Here is an 18,043-nt window from a genome sequence, read left to right as displayed (position 1 = left end):
TTTTTATAAGGACTTGTCAAAGTGCTAAAATGAGTTTATTCGTAGAAGTTAAAATATTTGGTCAATGAAAAATTGAATGAAATATGCGATAATAAGAGTAGCTTGATTTATTAAGTGCATCGTCGTGGGGGGAAGCTGTATAAAGCGGCAAATTTTACCCTGACACGGCGATGCCCTTCTCTTGAAAAGTACCTAAATCAGGAGCATCTGATACGCAGCAATAGTCGTAGAATTGTAAGTTGAAAGAGGGCGAAGAGATGTGGACTTTCAGTTAAACCGTTACCAATTGATGATGCAAACGATGGTACGAGGTTTTGTCCAAAAGGAAATTATCCCTATAGCGAGTATAACTGATGAAACCCATGAATTTCCCTTAGAGACCATTCGTAAAATGGGTAAGCTTGGTCTAATGGGTATACCTATTCCAGAGGAATACGGCGGCGCGGGTTCGGACTTCTTATCTTACATTCTGGCTATTGAAGAAATTGCCAGAGGATGTGCTTCAACAGCTGTCATCTTAGCAGTGCATACTTCTGTAGCTACCTTCCCCATTCTTTATTTTGGGACAGAAGAGCAAAAAAGAAACTACTTGCCCAAGCTTGCCAGCGGGGAATGGTTAGGGGCGTTTGCTTTGACAGAAACTCATGCCGGCTCAGACGCAGCCAGCCTGCAAACGACCGCGGTGCGCAGGGGAGACTACTATATTCTTAACGGAACCAAGCGCTTTATCACAAATGCGGGTTATGCGGATATCTATTTAGTCATGGCGTCTGTAGACCTGGCTAAAGGCCCCCACGGAGTGACTTCTTTTCTGGTGGAAAAGGATACGCCTGGCTTAATTGTCGGAAAACGACAGGGAAAAATGGGTTTGAATGGATCGACAACCTGCGAAGTAATTTTTGAAAATGCTATGGTGCCGGCAGAAAATATCTTGGGAGCCGAAGGACAAGGCTTCAAAGTGGCAATGTCTATGTTGGACGGCGGGCGGATCGGAATCGGCGCACAAGCCTTAGGTATAGCTCAGGCCGCACTTGACGAAGCCTTAGCCTATTCCCAAAATCGCGTGCAGTTCAACCAAGTTATACGCAATTTCCAAGGTGTTCAATTTATTCTGGCCGATATGGCAACTCAAATTGAAGCTTCGAGGCTGCTCGTTTATCAGGCAGCCTCTTTGAGAATGGCCGGACTGCCCTACACAAAACAAGCATCGATGGCTAAGATGTTTGCCAGCGATACTGCGGTGAAAGTGACGACAGATGCAGTGCAGATTTTTGGAGGGTATGGTTACTGCAAAGAGTATAAAGTCGAGCGCTATATGCGGGATGCTAAGATTACACAGATATATGAGGGTACAAATCAGATACAAAGGATTGTTGTGGCAAAGCACCTGGGAGCTTAGAGATTTGGACCGACTGCAGGGAGATTAACAATCTAAGCACTTTTTTGAAATGAGGCTTGTGTAGTTTCTTTTTGAGACTTAATGAACGAACATTCAAGAAGGATTGGACATCTCTTTGATCGAATTACTTATTATACCAAAAATTGCAGGAGGACAAATTCATGTTGCTGGAAGGACAGAACTTTTCGATTACCCTTGATGAAATTTTAGATAATACGAATAACGCAATTATTGCTGTAAATCCCCAAGGTATGATTATTTATGCTAATCGTGCCGTTTTTAGCATATTGAAAATTCCAGCCAAAAATATTGTTGGCGAATCTATAACTACTTATTTTCCCGAAACCGGGTTAATGCGGGTGTTCGAGACTGGAATTGCGGAGTTGGGCCAGCGCTTAACCATGAATGACACCATCTTATTGAGTAATCGAACGCCTATCTATGTTCATGGAGAGCTGGTAGGAGCTGTGGCTGTATTTCAAGACATTACAGTTCTCCAGAATGTTCTTGATAATTTAGTCATTGAGCATGAAAAAACCAAGCAGCTTCAACGTACTCTCGAAGTTGTTCTGAATACAGCTTATGATGGACTGATCGTTGTTAATAAGCAGGGAATTGTCACTATGACGAATCAGGCATTTTCAAGCTTCTTTAATAAAACCCCGGAAGATTTGATCGGCAAACCTATTACTGAAGTTTACGACAACCCGAAGTTTACGGATGTCCTGGTAACTGCGCAGCCTGTTTACGGATATATTCATGACTTGAATGGACATGAAATTATCGCCAGCAGGATCCCGATTGTGCAGGATGGTAAGATCGTCGGTGCTTTGGGAAAAGTTGTTTTCAAAGATGTCAACGAACTTTATGCGATGACGAAAAAGATTGATTCTCTGCGTTCTGAACTTGACTATTATAAAAAGACAATGGTGCAAAGCAATTCTTCCGCCCTGGATCTTCTTAAGGGGAGAAATTTAGTCATGTCGAACTTGGTTCAGACCACTCTTCGTGTGGCTAAATCCGGGTCCACTGTGCTGCTGAGGGGGGAAAGCGGGACGGGCAAAGAATTATTTGCTTTACTGCTCCATGCGCAAAGCTCTCGCAGAGAAGGCCCCTTTATCAAGGTGAATTGTGCAGCGGTTCCCGATAATCTTCTTGAATCGGAAATGTTTGGTTATGATGAAGGGGCGTTTACTGGAGCAAGAAAAGGGGGAAAGATCGGAAAGTTTGAACTTGCCGACGGTGGAACCTTGTTTCTTGACGAAATCGGTGACATGGAAATGAGCATGCAAGCCAAGTTATTACGAGTCATTCAGGAACGGGAAGTCGAACGATTGGGAAGCAATAAATCCCGTAAAGTGGATTTTCGGCTGGTTGCCGCGACGAATCGTGACCTTGAAGGGATGATTCGCGATAAACAGTTTCGTGAAGATTTATATTATCGCTTAAATGTTGTAACCTTAACGATTCCTCCTCTAAGAGAAAGGATGGATGATTTAGAGGTTATTATCAAGACATTTATTAAAAAATTCAACCTCCAGTTTGCCCAATCGGTGACGGGAATATCACCTGAAGCGAAAGATGTCCTGATGAAACATCGCTGGCCCGGTAATATCCGTGAGCTGGAAAATATTATTGAAAGAGCTTTTAATATACTTGAAGGTACGGAAATCCAATTAAAGCACTTGCCGAATTACCTTCAAGTTCTGGCAAACCATGATATCCGACCTTATGTAGAAGGCTCACTGGAAACAATTCTCAATGGAGTGGAAAAAAATGCTCTCATAATCGCCCTTGAAACGGCTAATGGAAATAAGGTTCAAGCTGCAAAATCCTTAGGTTTATCCCGAGCGGGCTTATACAAGAAACTTATTAAGCATCAATTACACAATCCCTGATGGACCAAAGAAGCCTATTTTTAGGTGTGTTTGCCGGAAAGCTGCACTTATAGGTGTCTACTATCGTTGCCTGTATCGATTTGTAGACACTGCCGCCTGTCCGGGGAGCCGGACAGATCCTGGAGTTTATCATTGTTTGAGTGTAAATGAACGTAGACATATATAATATTTAGAAATTCAGGGGTTTGTTATAGGACAAAATCCGCTAAACCTTGACATGAGCCAAATGCAAAATTATCTGAAGATAGAGAATATTCATTGGCACATTAATTGCAAGATAATTCAGTAGATTCCCAATCAACCTGATTAAATGGTCTTGTAATTGAATCAGAAGGAGGATTAAGTGTGAAGACGATCATGGTTATTGGTGCTGGACAGATGGGTGGTGGGATCGCCCAAGTTGCTGCCCAAGCGGGTTACTCAGTCATTCTAAATGACATTAAAGAAGAGTTTGTGAACAGGGGTTTTGGAATTATTCAGAAAAACCTCAGCCGAAGTGTTGAGAAGGGGAAACTGCAAGCTGAAGAAAAAGATCTCATCTTAGGCCGCATTACTAAATCGGTCTCTCTGCAGGACGCAGCATCCGCCGACTTAGTCATTGAAGCAGCAGTTGAGAATATGGGAATTAAAGCCCAAATTTTTTCTCAGTTGGATGTTATTTGTCCGGAACATACGATTCTTTCGACAAACACTTCATCATTGCCAATCACCGAGATAGGTGCGTTTACTAAACGGCCGGACCGAGTCATAGGGATGCACTTTATGAATCCCGTTCCGGTGATGAAGCTTGTGGAAGTCATTCGTGGTCTGGCCACTAGCGATGAAGTGTATAATACAATCGAAACTCTCAGCATCAAGATGGGTAAAACACCGGTGGAAGTTAATGACGCCCCTGGGTTTGTTGCTAATCGGATTTTGATCCCCATGATCAACGAGGCTGTTTATACACTCTATGAAGGGATAGCCTCAGTCGAAGCCATTGACAATGTCATGAAGCTGGGAATGAATCATCCTATGGGTCCTCTGGCGTTAGCTGATTTAATCGGTTTGGACACATGTCTCTCAATCATGGAAGTCCTGCATGAAGGATTGGGCGATAAATATCGTCCGTGCCCCTTGCTTCGCAAATATGTAAAAGCGGGTTGGCTGGGAAGGAAATCCGGTCGTGGTTTCTATAAATACGATGCTTAAAAATAACGCATAATGCTTACTTAAATCTAATCAGTAAGGAGGGTAAAGCGTGGAGTATGCCAATCTCTTACTCGAAAAGAACGGTGCTGTTGCCGTTCTGACTATCAATCGGCCAAAAGCTTTAAATGCTTTAAACAGTGACACACTATCGGAACTGTCCACCGCGCTCGATGAGTTGGGGAGGGATTCCGGTGTCAAAGTTGTAATTCTCACAGGCAGTGGAGAGAAGGCCTTTGTTGCCGGTGCGGATATTTCTCAGATGAAAGATTTTAACTGTTTGGAAGGACGGCGGTTTGCCCAATTAGGGCAGGCAGTCTTTCGTAAACTGGAACTGATGCCACAGCCGGTCATTGCGGCTATCAACGGATTTGCCCTGGGCGGTGGGTGCGAGTTGGCCATGGCTTGCGACATTCGTATCGCCGGTGAGAACGCAAAGTTCGGTCAGCCGGAAGTAACCCTTGGCTTGACAGCAGGATTTGGCGGGACTCAGCGGTTGCCCCGTTTAGTCGGTACAGGTATAGCCAGTGAGTTGCTCTTTACTGGAGATATCATCGATGCTAATGAGGCTTATCGGATTGGGTTAGTGAATAAGGTTTACCCTTTGGAGACTCTGATGGAAGAGGCCCAAAAACTTGCTAAGCGGATAGCCGGAAGAGCTCCCGTAGCGGTTCAGTTAAGTAAAAGTGCGATCCAGCGTGGTGCCAATATGGATTTGGACAGCGCTCAAGCTTACGAAGCCGAGGTTTTCGGACTGACGCTTAGTACCCAGGATCAGACAGAGGGATGCAGCGCCTTTTTAGAAAAGCGCAAACCCGTTTTTGAAGGAAAGTAGAAAACTAAACTATGACCTGTCCCACGTCAAGCGCTGAATTGAAAAGAGAAACGTTTACTTAGGGAAGGTACTGGGAAGGAAATAGGCAGATATAGAGTTCACCATGATATTTGAAATTGAGAGGATGGATTAAAATGAATTTTGACTTAACTGAAGACCATATTATGATGCGTAAAATGGTTCGTGATTTTGCAGAGAAAGAGTGCGGCCCAGGTGCAGAAGAACGGGATGAAAAAGAAGAGTTTTCCATGGATATCTGGAAAAAATGTGGTGAACTCGGCTTTGCAGGAGTTACATTCCCTGAAGAGTACGGCGGTGTCGGAGCCGACTATATCTCTTATGCTATCACAGTCGAGGAACTTTCCCGTGTCGATGCTTCAGTAGGTGTAACTATTTCCGCTCATGCCAGTCTGTGTGCCAACCCGATCAATATGTTCGGTACTGAAGCACAGAAGAAGAAGTATTTGGTGCCGCTGGCTACCGGCGAGAAGCTCGGTGCGTTTGGCTTGACTGAACCTATGGCTGGTTCGGATGCATCGGGTACCCGGACAACGGCGGTTCGGGACGGCGATTATTATATCTTAAACGGCAGTAAATGTTTTATCACCAATGCATACTATGCTGACACCTATGTTGTTACGGCTCAAATGGATAAGAGCAAAGGAAATCGTGGGATCGCTGCATTTATCGTCGAAAAAGGGATGCCCGGTTTCTCCTTTGGTAAAAAAGAGAAAAAGATGGGGATCCGGTCATCAGCTACCTATGAATTAGTTTTTGAAGATGTCCGTATTCCGGCTGAAAATCTGCTCGGACAAGAAGGACAAGGCTTTAAAATAGCTATGCAAACCCTTGATTACGGCCGAATTGGCATTGCTTCCCAAGCCTTAGGGATTGCCCAGGGCGCATATGAGCAAGCCATGAACTACACCAAAGAAAGGGTACAGTTTGGTAAGGCCATCTCTGAGTTCCAAAATACACAATTCAAACTGGCAGACATGGCAACCCAAATTGAAGCTGCTCGTCTTCTGGTATATCAAGCCGGCTATTTGGCTTCTCAACATAAACCTGTCGGTAAGGCAGCGGCAATGGCGAAACTCTTCGCATCTGAAACCGCAATGGCAGTAACTACTATGGGTGTTCAGCTTCATGGCGGATATGGATATACACGCGAATATCCGGCAGAGCGGATGATGCGGGATGCCAAAATTACTGAGATTTATGAAGGCACAAGTGAAGTTCAGCGTATGGTTATTGCAGCTAACATTCTAAAATAACGATCTAATTTGCAATATAGCGAAGCGCCTTTTTAAGCGCTTCGCTAACCATAGTAAACTGTAAGATCTAAGATCTGAACTATTTACCGTTACAGAAAGAGAGGACCTTCTTAATGAGAGATGTCGTTATCGTGAGTGCAGTGCGTACCCCTGTTGGATCTTTTTGCGGTACGTTAGGTCAAATTCCGGCTGCAGACCTGGGTGCCTTGGCTGTCAAAGAAGCCATTAAACGAGCCGGGATTACACCTGAACAAGTCGATGAAGTTATTTTAGGGAACGTTTTACAGGCCGGGTTAGGACAGAATCCAGCTCGTCAAGCATCCATTAAAGCCGGAATTCCTCAAGAAGTGCCCTCCTGGACACTGAATAAGGTATGTGGATCCGGTCTGAAAACAATCGTTTGTGCTGCTCAAGCCATTATGGCAGGAGATGCCGATATTATTGTAGCAGGCGGAATGGAGAGCATGTCACTGGCTCCTTATGTTCTGCCTAAAGCGCGAACCGGGTATAGAATGGGCAATGATTCCATCGTTGATTCCATGATTAACGACGGCTTAACCGATGCCTTTGATAAGATTCATATGGGTATTACAGCTGAAAATATTGCTGAACAGTTTAATATTTCCCGTGAGGAACAAGACCGTTATTCAGTATCGAGTCAAAATCGCTGTGAAGCGTCCAGCAAAGCCGGAAAGTTTACGGAGGAAATCGTTCCTGTAGCCATTCCCCAGCGCAAAGGGGATCCGGTGATTGTTTCTCAGGATGAATTTCCGCGTTTTGGAGCTACTTATGAAGCTGTTGCTAAGCTCCGTCCAGCCTTTAAAAAGGATGGAACTGTTACCGCCGCAAATGCTTCGGGTATCAATGACGGAGCTGCCGCTCTTGTTGTCATGGCGAGAGAAAAAGCTGAGGAGTTGGGTTTGACACCGTTGGCAACGGTTAAATCCTGGGCTTCAGCCGGTGTCGATCCTAAGATTATGGGGACTGGTCCAATCCCCGCCAGCCGTAAAGCCTTGGAAAAGGCTGGATTGAAAATCGAAGATATCGATCTGGTAGAAGCAAATGAAGCCTTTGCTTCCCAAACGTTGCGAGTCGCTAAAGAATTGAATCTGGATATGGCCAAGACGAATATCAATGGAGGGGCTATCGCCTTGGGTCATCCGGTTGGAGCTTCCGGGGCACGTATTCTGGTGACATTGCTGCATGAAATGAAACGCAGTAATGCTCATCTGGGGCTGGCGACCCTTTGTATTGGCGGCGGCCAAGGAGTTGCCCTGATAGTAGAACGCTAAATCTCATATCTACATTCCTAGTCTCATTTCTACGTCCAAAGTTAACATCCTTACATTTCACTAATAACGTGCAATTAAACGTTTAAATAAATTATAAATGGATGAAGAGCAAAAGGGGGATGTACCAATGTATATGGAGGAGTATCGCAAAAAGTGTGTCTCAGCAGATGAAGCGGTAAAAGTAATTCGCAATGGTGACTGGGTAGAGTTTGCCTGGGCTGCGACTGTCCCGGGGCTACTGGATGATGCTTTGGCTCGTCGCAAAGATGAACTGTTTGATGTGAATTTGCGCGGGGGAGTAATTATTACGCCTATGGCCTGTCTGGAATGTGATCCCGCAGGAGAGCATTTTACTTGGAATAGCTGGCATCTTGGCGGACGGGAACGTAAAATGGTTCAAAAAGGCCAGGCTTATTATATACCTCTTAAATATTCAGAATTGCCAAGATATTTGCGGGAAAATGTTAAAACAGATGTTGTGGCGATTCAGGTTGCGCCTATGGACGCCCATGGATATTTCAGTTTTGGTGTTACTGTGTCTCACTACGCTGCAGCTATTGAGAAAGCTCGTGCTGTTATCGTTGAGGTTAACGAAGATATGCCCAGTGTCCATGGCGGTTATGATCATGCCGTTCATATTTCCAAGGTAGATTATGTTGTTGAGGGAGGGCACAGAGGGCTTCCTATCTTACCTTCGGCAGCTGCCTCAGATCTTGACCGGCAAATTGCTGAGTATGTCTTGCCGGAAATTACTGATGGAGCATGTATTCAATTAGGTATTGGCGGTATGCCCAATGCTTTAGGGAAAATGATTGCGGAATCTAATCTGAAAGATCTGGGAGTCCATACAGAAATGCTGGTTGACGGATTTGTAGATATGGTGGAAGCGGGTAAGGTTACCGGCATGTGTAAGAAACTTGACCGGGGCAGAATAGTCTATGCTTTCGCAGCCGGAACTCAGAAACTCTACGATTTTCTTCGCAATAATCCTTCCGTGGCGGGTTATCCCGTAGATTACACCAATCATCCCTTTATTGCTTCACAAAATGATCAGCTAATCTCGATCAATAGTGCTCTGGAGGTCGATTTAACCGGCCAGGTCTGTTCGGAATCCGCTGGACCAAGCATGATCAGCGGTGCCGGAGGCCAGCTGGATTTTGTGGAAGCAGCCTATAATTCCAAGGGAGGGAAAAGCTTTATTTGCTTGCCTTCCACTTATACGGATAAAAATGGGCAATTGCATTCCCGGATTAAAGGGATGATGACCTATGGTGCGACAATAACAGATACTCGTCCGACCGTTCAGTATGTGGTCACAGAGTATGGGAAGGTTAATCTTAAGGGATTGCCTACCTGGCAGCGGGCTGAAGCGCTGATCTCAATCGCTCATCCTGACTTCCGTGAAAGTCTGATCGAAGAGGCTAAACAACTTAAAATTTGGCGCAAAAAGGCATAATCAGGAAACTTTATAGTTTTCATAATGCAGGAAATTTTTAAAAGCTTGGCGAAATTCAAACGCCAAGCTTTTTTTACTATCAGGGGTTTCCTTTTTCCCTGTAGTGGACATTATCCGATTTAACAGTTAGAATTAATATGGGGTTAGAATTGGATAGAAAAGGAATAAACTGATCCTGATGGTCAGTTTAATTAAGATAGAGGATGTTATAAATGAGTAAAAAAATCGACTTGCGAGTGCCGCCGCGCAAGCCAGTCTGGAATATTTGGCAAGGGCTGCTATTAATGGCTATCGTGACGATCATTGAGTTTCCGCTTGGTTGGCTGGAGAGTCCCAGGGATTTGGAATCATCTCATGGAATTCTCAGCTTTATAGCGGTTGGTTTAGGGGATGTATTGCTTTACTTCGGTGTTATCTGGCTATTTCTTCACTTGATTCGACGACCGTTTTCTGATCTGGGGTTTGTTAAACCTCTTCGCAGGTTTGTGGTCTTAGGCTTGATCGTTGGAGTCCTCTTATTTGTAGGTATCGGCCTTTTAGGAAACCTATTGACGAAAGTGCTGGGAACACCTGCACCTCAAAGCTTTGCTGCCGCAGTAAAAGGAGCGGATTACAGTTGGGAATTTATACTGCTCACTCTATTGGGGGGAGTAATAGCCCCGATTAAGGAAGAGATGTTTTTCCGTGGTTTAATCTATCCGCCTCTGCGGCAAATCTTTGGGAGGGGTAAGGGAATACTATTAACCGGTCTGTTCTTTGCCGCGCTGCATTTAGAGATCATCCGCTTTTTACCTCTATTTATAGGCGGGGTGGTGCTTACCTGGCTGTACGAACGTTCTTCGAGTATTTGGCCGGCTATAGTGGCCCATGGGACCTGGAATGTATTGATGGCTATTGCTCTTTGGATTCAGCGCTATTAATGATTTCGTTATCTCGGAGGTCTCTTCCAGCTGTCCTATAAAGGGTTTGCCATACATTTCGTTTTTCTTAATAAACCAGAGAAGTTTGGCAATAATAGTGGTGAATGAGATTAGGAGGAATGAAAAATGGTTGCACTGAAAGACAGCGTTACAAAAGAGAACCTTTTAAAGGCTTTTGCAGGAGAATGCCAAGCCTGGCGGCGTTACGAACTTGCCGCAGGCCTGGCAAAAAAGCAAAATCTTGAGGTCCTCTACTGGCTTTTTCATTACACTGGAAATCAGGAGAAGGAACATGCTGAGGTATTCTATAATCATTTGAAAGAGTTCAACGGGCAGGAAATCTCGATGAGTGCCAACTACCCTGTCGATAATTCGAATAACATTCTGGAGCTTTTGAGGCTTGCCGCCCAACGTGAAGCTGCGGAGCATGACATGATTTACAAATCCTTTGGCGACAGGGCGCAGGAGGAGGGATTTGCTAATATCGCCGATTCGTTTTATATGATCGCTGAGATTGAAAAGGTACACAGCCAGCGTTTTTCTCACTATGCGCAGCTCATACAAAACAATAAACTATTTGAAAACGAAACGATCACTGAATATATCTGCCTAAACTGCGGTCACATCCATAAAGCTATCGGAGCGCCGCAAACCTGTCCAGTTTGCAGCCATAATCAGGGATTTTTTGTCCGCCGGGAAGACTCGCCCTTTGGCAAATAAAAGTGCGCGATTCGTTTTAAAAGCTCTTATAGCTGCCAATATATTTTGTTGAAAATCTGAACTGCGGTTTTATTCCCAGCCCTGTCCAAGTTCCTTCCGGTTAAACAATTACGCTCTGCGTACTGCCGGGAAACCTACTGAGTCGGATGACAGCGTTTGCAGCTATGCCCAGGCTACATGAATAACTTATTAGCTTACCGTTTATTAAACCTAAACGCGTAGGTCTGATTTGTTATTCCTGTGCCTGGGTTTTTGGTTATAAAAATAATGTTAGCTTTGACAAGGTAACAGGACGAACCAAGTATACCGATGACTTGTGACAGCCGGGCACTGGTAGTTAAGCTTGTGCATTCCACCATTGCTAATGGTCTTGTTAAATCAATTCCAAGAATATATGTGGTGAGCTAAAAGGATTGCTAATCATTGTTCGATATAATATAGTTATCGTACGGAGTGATTAGGATTATGAACGATATAAACGATAACAATCGTCAAAAACCGAACAATATAATTACGGCCACTGAGCTTAAAAGCAATCTCGGGACGTATTTGGATTATGTCATCCATAATAATGAAGTGGTAATTACCAAAAACGGTAAAAAAGCAGTGAGGCGATCTGGATATTGAAGATTTTAGGATCTACAGGAAGCAGGAGACAGTTCGGTCGTATTGGTTTTCTGATTTGGAAATTGCAGGGGCTATGGTTTTCCCTTAAATCCTCTTTGCCGAACATCCTGAGGTCTGGGTTTAGGATGGGAATGCTGATAAATCTATTGAAGATAAGAGCAGAGGGATGAAAAATAGGTCAGGAGGTATGACATGGCTACGAGTTCGGATTTTATAGAGTATGTTTGTGAACAAATCTCGGGTGCAGGCGCAATCAGATATAAAAAGATGTTTGGTGAATACATGGTCTATGTGGAAGAGAAACCTGTTCTTCTGGTTTGTGATAATACGGTTTATGTAAAAATTCTTGATTGTATCAGGGATAAAATGAAAGAAGCTCAAAAAGGCTTTCCTTATGACGGCGCTAAGGAACATTATATATTAGATATTGATAACAGGAAGTTCAGCAAAGAGATCGTATCCCTGCTGCTGCCCTTCATCCCTGTTCCTCGGCCGAGGAAGAAAAAGCCAAAGGGGAATTGAATGATAAAAAAGTATCATACACCGGGCACCCGTTTGAAGATTGGGTTCAGCGAGGTGATAAATGAGGGGGAGGCGCCTAAAGCGTATGAATATTCTAATTGCGGATGATGAAAGCGACATCCGAAATTTGATAAAAATCAGCCTTGCGGAAAACGGATATACTGCCTTGACGGCACAGAACGGAAAGGAAGCCTGGGACATCCTGAGGACACAGGACGTCCATTTGGCAATCCTTGATGTGATGATGCCGGTGATGGATGGCTTCAATCTCCTCCGAAAAATTCGGGAACACAGCACGATCCCCGTCATCTTTCTGACCGCGAGGGCTGACGACATGGACAAAGTGCTGGGCCTGGGGCTGGGTGCGGACGACTATCTCTCCAAACCCTTTTCTATTGCTGAGCTGATGGCCCGCGTCGGCGCGCAGCTGCGCCGGAATAACGAGTATTTATCTCCGAAGGAAAAAGAAGCCGCAAGCATTACATACGGAAAGTTGTCCATAGACAAAGAAAAATGCTGCGTCTTTAAGAATGGGGAACCAATCGAGCTTGGTGCCAAGGAATACAAGCTGCTTCTGTATTTTATGGAAAACCCGGAAAGGGTTTTCACGAAACGGCAGCTTTATCACGCGGTATGGGATGAGGAGTTTTATGTTGACGACAACACCGTGATGGTTCATATCAGCCGAATCAGGAGCCGGATGGAGGACGACCCACAAAAACCAAGATATCTGAAAACCATTCGCGGAATCGGGTACAAGCTCCATTATTCCGGTGAAAAGACATGAAAAAAAAGCTGTCCAATCAATTTCTCACCAATTATATGGTGGTATTCCTGCTGACGATACTGACGACGGCCTTTGCGTTTATGCTGCTGTCCTTTGCGAGCGGATTGATTTCAGACACGCTGGCGAAAAACAGATTCCCCGCAAGCTCGATAATCAAAGAGGATTATACAAAGATCGATGCATCCCCAGTCGTGCAAAACGGCGGCGGCGTACAGGTTGTGGACAAGGAATATCGCGTCATTTATTCAAACGGGCTTGACACCATCGGTAAAAGTCAGCTAAGCGCCGAGGAATTCACTGGGTTTCTGACTGAAAGTAAAGGGAAGTCCTACCATTATGATATCCTCTATCAGCCGGGGGGCGAATTTTGGCTGATTGTTACCTTCCCCACCTCCATCCGGCTGGATTTTTCCCTGGTATATAATAAAGAAGCCTCCGCCGGTGATTTTGTGCGGGCAGGCGGGGCGATGGTTTCGGTAGCGCTGATTTATCTTTTGATGCTTGCGCTGTTCACCTTTCTTTTTTCGAGAATCACGGCCGCAAGCATTACCGTGCCGTTGCGAAAGCTCTGTGACGGTACACGGCTTTTACGGGAAGGGGATTACTCTGTGCGGGTGGATTTGCGTCTGAAAAATGAGTTTGCCGAGCTTCAGAATACCTTTAACGACATGGCCGCCCGGATTGAGCATGAAATATCCCTCCGCAAAAAATCGGAGGACAACAGGCGGCGGCTGATTCTCGATATTTCCCATGATCTCAAAAATCCTATGTCCAGCATACAGGGCTATGCGGAGATGTGCATGAAGAAACCGGAGTTACCTGAGCAAGAACGTGGTGCGTACCTTCAAACCATTCACCAAAACAGCCGGAGAGCAAACCGGCTGCTCACCGAGCTGTTTGAGCTTTCCCAAATGGACAGCCCGGACTTTTCAATAAAGCCCATAAAAACAGAACTCTGCGAATATCTCCGGCAGGTATGCGGCGGGCTTGTGCCGCAATTGGAGCGCGCAGGGTTCCGATATGAATTCGAAATCCCCGAAGAAAGTGTTTTTGCGCTGTTGGATACTGAACGGTTTGGCCGGATCATTCAAAACCTTTCGGATAATACGGTGCGGTATAATCCGCAGGGAACAACAGTCGCCGTAGGCCTGACGGCGCAAGATCATCAGGCAGTTATTCATTTTCATGACGATGGGAGCGGAATTCCGGCTCATCTTACGGAGGATATATTCAAGCCTTTTGTCCGGGCGGACAATTCCCGCAACTCTAAAACCGGCGGCAGCGGGCTGGGGCTTTCCATTGCGAAAAAAATCGCTCAGGCCCACGGCGGGGATTTGACGCTGGACTCCGATGGAAATAAAGGCAGCACCTTCAGGATCACGGTTCCGACGATTTAAGGTGGATTTAAGGTTCATATCAGCTGTATGACAGGTTCGATTGCTATGATAGCAAAGAGCCTGAAATACAGCTGATTTTTTATTGTGAGGTGATGGATGATGCAACATGAACCGGCTCTTCTGGAGGTGCTTCTGACAAGGCTTGGGTTTTTCTTTTACGGAAGATCTGTCTATAAGGAATTCGCAGACCTACTGCCCATTGGGGGTAGTGAAGAGGTGCTTGATTTCGGGTGCGGAATGGGAAGGGTTGCGTATTACGCCGTAAAAAAGCTGCCCCGCGGATATTTGACTTGCCTGGACATTTCCGGGCGATGGCTGAATGCCTGCCGCGAAACCCTGCGCAAATATGGGAACGTCGCTTTTTTGCAAGCGGAGGCCCCGGCACTGCCCAGAGAAAGCTTCGATGTGGCATACTGCCACTTTGTTTTGCACGATATTGCGCAAGAGGAACTGGAAAGGGTCATTCCCGCGCTGGCAAAATCCCTCAAACCAGGGGGCGCGTTTGTTTTCCGCGAACCGCTGAATGAAATGAAAAAACTGAATCTAATCAAAGGGTTAATCGAGAAAAACAGACTGTCCCTCCAAGACAGCCGGATCACGGATATCCCGTTGATGGGCAACGTCCTTGAAAGCATATATATCAAGGAATAATGGAGGTTTTCAAATGATTCAGACAGTAATATTTTTCAGCTTGACCGTCTTATCGGTCATTGTTCTCGCGGGGATTTTACTCCTGTCGATTCATCGTGTCATTGCCATAATCACAAAAAAGACAAATTACAAACAGCTCATCCGCCTAAAAAGGACAGGGATATTCTTGGTCATGGCAATCGTTTTGAATGCGGGGCTGATTGCCGTTTCCCAGATTACCGCATCCACGCCCCGCATCGCTGATGAAAAGGGCAACGCACCCGAAAACGGCATTGCGGAGCTGACAGAAGTCGAACTGAGGGGTAGGAAGCAGTGGATCAGTCTGAGAGGTTGGGATAAGAACAAGCCCGTCCTGCTTTTTTTGGCAGGCGGCCCCGGCGGGACCCAGATGGCGACCGTGCGGCATGAGCTGGCGGAACTGGAGAAATATTTTGTCGTTGTAAACTGGGATCAGCCCGGCTCCGGGAAATCCTATTATGCCGAAAAAACGGGGAACATCACCGTAGACACCTATATTCAGGACGGTCACGCCCTGACGGAATACCTCAAGGAACGCTTTGCACAGGAAAAGATCTATCTGGTGGGAGAATCTTGGGGCAGCGCCTTGGGTATTTTCCTGGTCGACAGGTATCCTGAGTCCTATCACGCATTGATTGGCACGGCGCAAATGGTGGATTTTGCCGAAACAGAGCGGATGGATTACGCAAAAGCGATGGAAATCGCGAGATCCAAAGGGGATACGGCTCTCGTAGAACGGCTTACGGAAAACGGCATGCCTCCCTATTACGGAAGGGATGTAATCTGGAAAAGCGCGGTGTACCTGAATTACCTCAGCGCTTATATGGCGGGTAATCCCGAAATAGACAATCCCGGCTACAACACTTTTCGGGATATTGGCTCCGCTGAATATGGGCTGCTCGACAAAATCAACTATGCCTGGGGCATTATCAATACCTATAACCATGTGTACCAGCAGCTTTATGACATCGACATGAGGAGGGATTACACTAAGCTGGATGTTCCTGTCTATTTCTTCCTGGGCCGGCATGACGTCAACGCACCCACGGTGTTGGTCGAGGAATATATACAGGTGCTGGACGCGCCCGATAAGGGAATTGTCTGGTTTGAACATTCCGGCCATAGCCCGTGGATCAATGAGGGGGCGAAGTTTGTGAAGGAGGTATCGGCATGTTTTTCGGAAAACAAAACTCAGGAATGAGATGGGGTGCGAATAGGAAGGCGGTAGTTTTTCTGCCCCTGGTGATTGCCATTATGATAGGGCTCACGGCTTGCTTCGCGGCAAAAGGCAGTATTATAATCCTTGAGAACCCAAATGGGACAGGATTCACAATGGAACTCAAGGAATTCAGTGCAAGAAACAAGTGCGAATTGTCCTTAAAGAAGGGTGATGAGCTGCAGATCGAAATTTCTCGTGAAGAGGGAAAAATCGCCCTGACGATCAGCGGCAAAGACGGCAGCGAACCCTATACGGGAAAGGACTTGCAGTCCGGCATATTCACCGTAGCCGTATCTGAAAGGGATGAATATGTGTTCGCAATAACCGGCGACAAGGCGACCGGGAAGGTTGCGGTCAAGAATTTGGGAAGCCGGCAATCAAAGTAAGCGAAAGAAAAAATGGCGCGTAATCGGAATTTTGAATAGGCTGACCATTTGCCGCTATAACAAAAACCGAAAAAGAGGGAGTGAGGTTAATATGAAAGAGAAGAAGATCGAAGTGATGTGGAAGTATGTGATCAATTCCTACCTATTGTTTTGGGTAATGGTTTTAGGGCTTGGCGGTTTGGCATCTATGGTATTTCATGCTTCGCCCATTGCTATGCAATGGATTGTGGTATTGTGCAGCTGGTCACCAACTATAGTGCTCCTTATAATGCTAAAAACACTAAAGCCCCATATGACGATTAAGGGGTTTTATAAGAAGGCTTTTCAAGGCAAGCTGAAAATAGGCTTGATTTTGATTGTACCCGTTATCGTTATAAGTGTTCTCCTGCTGTCGGCATGGATTTTATCCGCAATTGAACAAACATCTATTGCTGCGCAGCTGGGGGTTGTGCCATCTGCACTATTTGGCACGATTTTGTTTTCGGTTTTACAGGGAGCATCCGGCGAAGAGTCCGGCTGGCGTGGATACTTGCGCCCGGAATTGGAAGAAAGATACGGGTTTATTAAAGGGAATCTCATTTTGGGTGTAATCTGGGCATTTTGGCATGCACCGCTTTGGTTTGTCGCATCTGATTATAGCGGTTTGCAGTTATTGCTCTATATCATTGAAAATATAGTGATAATGACATCTTTAACGATTATAATGGGTGTATTTATGAAGAAGTGTGATAATCTGTTCGTAGCGTTCTGGATTCACTTCTGCTTTAATCTTTCACTGAATTTCTACGCGGATAGTGTTTATTTCTTAGCGATATCTTCTGTACTGTATCTGGCGGTTGCCTTGACTTTCTTGGGGATTTATTTGAAATCTCTTAGATTAGAGATATAAAGCGGAACCATGGACGGTTGATAGGGGATGCTGCTGAAATCCACAGAAAAATTATTCCTTTGACTATAATACGGCTGCCAAAGAAGTAAGGAATGAAATTTATCGAGGGTTTTGTTCTAAGCTAATATCAGGAAATGAGCCGATAGATAATCACCGACCTGCTAAAATAGCAAAATAAGGAGCCGAGGATATTGATAAACCCAATCCTAACGACAAAATTATTCATACCAACATCCAGGCCTAATATAGTTTTTCGTCCTTCACTGACTCAGAAAATTACCGAAGGATTAACACAGGGTGGAAAGCTTACTTTGGTACCTCTTGATGGGAAACGCCAATGGTATCGGTATCATCATCTTTTTGTCGATTTTCTGCGCGCAGAGTTGGAGGAGGACGGGAAAAAAACGACATACCGGCAGGAGAAACAAAACAAAAGGAGAAGTAAAGCGGATCACAGAGGCCTTTCTGAAAATAAAGAAGTTGGATATAGCCGCCATTGAAAAGGCCCGGTTAGGGTGAGTATGAAAAAGCAAAGACAGGGTATGAACCCAAGCCGGGGGAGGGA

Annotated in this window: 18 protein-coding genes and 1 pseudogene; all 19 read left to right on the top strand. The window is 45.3% G+C overall.

From position 1 onward, the window contains the following. Positions 1-259: 259 nt before the first annotated feature. The 19 genes and pseudogenes from DESYODRAFT_RS18175 (at position 260) to DESYODRAFT_RS28925 (ending at position 17,978) form a co-directional block, all read left to right on the top strand. Positions 260-1,399 (top strand): acyl-CoA dehydrogenase, encoded by a 1,140-nt coding sequence (locus tag DESYODRAFT_RS18175; RefSeq protein WP_007785324.1) that lies wholly within the window; start codon positions 260-262, stop codon positions 1,397-1,399. Between the two features lie 161 nt (positions 1,400-1,560). Next, on the top strand, positions 1,561-3,297 hold the full coding sequence (locus tag DESYODRAFT_RS18170; protein WP_007785323.1) for a sigma-54-dependent Fis family transcriptional regulator: 1,737 nt from the start codon (positions 1,561-1,563) through the stop codon (positions 3,295-3,297). Positions 3,298-3,642: 345 nt separating this feature from the next. After that, complete coding sequence (locus DESYODRAFT_RS18165) at positions 3,643-4,488, top strand: 3-hydroxybutyryl-CoA dehydrogenase (protein ID WP_007785322.1); 846 nt, start codon at positions 3,643-3,645, stop codon at positions 4,486-4,488. A gap of 49 nt (positions 4,489-4,537) precedes the next feature. Further along, on the top strand, positions 4,538-5,320 hold the full coding sequence (locus DESYODRAFT_RS18160) for a short-chain-enoyl-CoA hydratase (RefSeq protein WP_007785321.1): 783 nt from the start codon (positions 4,538-4,540) through the stop codon (positions 5,318-5,320). 134 nt (positions 5,321-5,454) lie between these two features. Further along, positions 5,455-6,594: an acyl-CoA dehydrogenase gene (locus tag DESYODRAFT_RS18155; protein ID WP_007785320.1), complete on the top strand. Its 1,140-nt coding sequence runs from the start codon at positions 5,455-5,457 to the stop codon at positions 6,592-6,594. A gap of 113 nt (positions 6,595-6,707) precedes the next feature. Continuing rightward, positions 6,708-7,886: an acetyl-CoA C-acetyltransferase gene (locus DESYODRAFT_RS18150; protein ID WP_007785319.1), complete on the top strand. Its 1,179-nt coding sequence runs from the start codon at positions 6,708-6,710 to the stop codon at positions 7,884-7,886. 127 nt (positions 7,887-8,013) lie between these two features. Then, positions 8,014-9,342, top strand: a complete 1,329-nt coding sequence (locus tag DESYODRAFT_RS18145; protein ID WP_007785318.1) for an acetyl-CoA hydrolase/transferase family protein — start codon at positions 8,014-8,016, stop codon at positions 9,340-9,342. 212 nt (positions 9,343-9,554) lie between these two features. Beyond that, the gene (locus DESYODRAFT_RS18140; RefSeq protein ID WP_007785316.1) at positions 9,555-10,262 is read left to right on the top strand and encodes a CPBP family intramembrane glutamic endopeptidase; all 708 of its coding nucleotides are present in this window, start codon (positions 9,555-9,557) and stop codon (positions 10,260-10,262) included. A 126-nt stretch (positions 10,263-10,388) separates the two neighbouring features. Then, a complete protein-coding gene (locus DESYODRAFT_RS18135; protein ID WP_007785315.1) occupies positions 10,389-10,982 on the top strand; it encodes a rubrerythrin family protein in 594 nt (197 codons plus the stop codon). A gap of 465 nt (positions 10,983-11,447) precedes the next feature. After that, positions 11,448-11,609 carry a type II toxin-antitoxin system Phd/YefM family antitoxin gene (locus tag DESYODRAFT_RS27510; protein WP_083842188.1) on the top strand — a complete coding sequence of 54 codons (162 nt, stop codon included), beginning with the start codon at positions 11,448-11,450 and terminating at the stop codon, positions 11,607-11,609. A 192-nt stretch (positions 11,610-11,801) separates the two neighbouring features. Then, the gene (locus tag DESYODRAFT_RS18130; RefSeq protein WP_007785314.1) at positions 11,802-12,131 is read left to right on the top strand and encodes a TfoX/Sxy family protein; all 330 of its coding nucleotides are present in this window, start codon (positions 11,802-11,804) and stop codon (positions 12,129-12,131) included. A gap of 85 nt (positions 12,132-12,216) precedes the next feature. After that, positions 12,217-12,918, top strand: coding sequence for a response regulator transcription factor (locus tag DESYODRAFT_RS18125; protein ID WP_007785313.1), 702 nt, complete (start codon positions 12,217-12,219; stop codon positions 12,916-12,918). After that, positions 12,915-14,315, top strand: coding sequence for a sensor histidine kinase (locus tag DESYODRAFT_RS18120; protein WP_007785312.1), 1,401 nt, complete (start codon positions 12,915-12,917; stop codon positions 14,313-14,315). Before DESYODRAFT_RS18125 ends, DESYODRAFT_RS18120 begins: the two co-directional genes overlap by 4 nt. Before the next feature lie 96 nt (positions 14,316-14,411). Beyond that, positions 14,412-14,966, top strand: a complete 555-nt coding sequence (locus tag DESYODRAFT_RS18115) for a class I SAM-dependent methyltransferase (RefSeq protein WP_042338821.1) — start codon at positions 14,412-14,414, stop codon at positions 14,964-14,966. A gap of 13 nt (positions 14,967-14,979) precedes the next feature. Continuing rightward, positions 14,980-16,185: an alpha/beta fold hydrolase gene (locus DESYODRAFT_RS18110; RefSeq protein ID WP_007785310.1), complete on the top strand. Its 1,206-nt coding sequence runs from the start codon at positions 14,980-14,982 to the stop codon at positions 16,183-16,185. Beyond that, positions 16,155-16,589, top strand: a complete 435-nt coding sequence (locus tag DESYODRAFT_RS18105; RefSeq protein WP_007785309.1) for a PDZ domain-containing protein — start codon at positions 16,155-16,157, stop codon at positions 16,587-16,589. Before DESYODRAFT_RS18110 ends, DESYODRAFT_RS18105 begins: the two co-directional genes overlap by 31 nt. Positions 16,590-16,680: 91 nt before the next feature. Further along, positions 16,681-17,478 carry a CPBP family intramembrane glutamic endopeptidase gene (locus DESYODRAFT_RS18100; protein WP_007785308.1) on the top strand — a complete coding sequence of 266 codons (798 nt, stop codon included), beginning with the start codon at positions 16,681-16,683 and terminating at the stop codon, positions 17,476-17,478. A gap of 40 nt (positions 17,479-17,518) precedes the next feature. Next, positions 17,519-17,635, top strand: a pseudogene (locus DESYODRAFT_RS29325) (flavodoxin); the annotation flags it as partial. A gap of 34 nt (positions 17,636-17,669) precedes the next feature. Further along, entirely contained in the window at positions 17,670-17,978 is a 309-nt protein-coding gene (locus DESYODRAFT_RS28925) for a winged helix-turn-helix domain-containing protein (protein WP_486599012.1), read from the top strand. Positions 17,979-18,043: the final 65 nt, after the last annotated feature.

This window comes from Desulfosporosinus youngiae DSM 17734 (genome assembly GCF_000244895.1).
Lineage (GTDB): Bacteria > Bacillota > Desulfitobacteriia > Desulfitobacteriales > Desulfitobacteriaceae > Desulfosporosinus > Desulfosporosinus youngiae.
The sequence above is the reverse complement of the archived record's forward strand: the minus strand, read 5'-3'. Positions and strand labels throughout refer to the sequence as shown.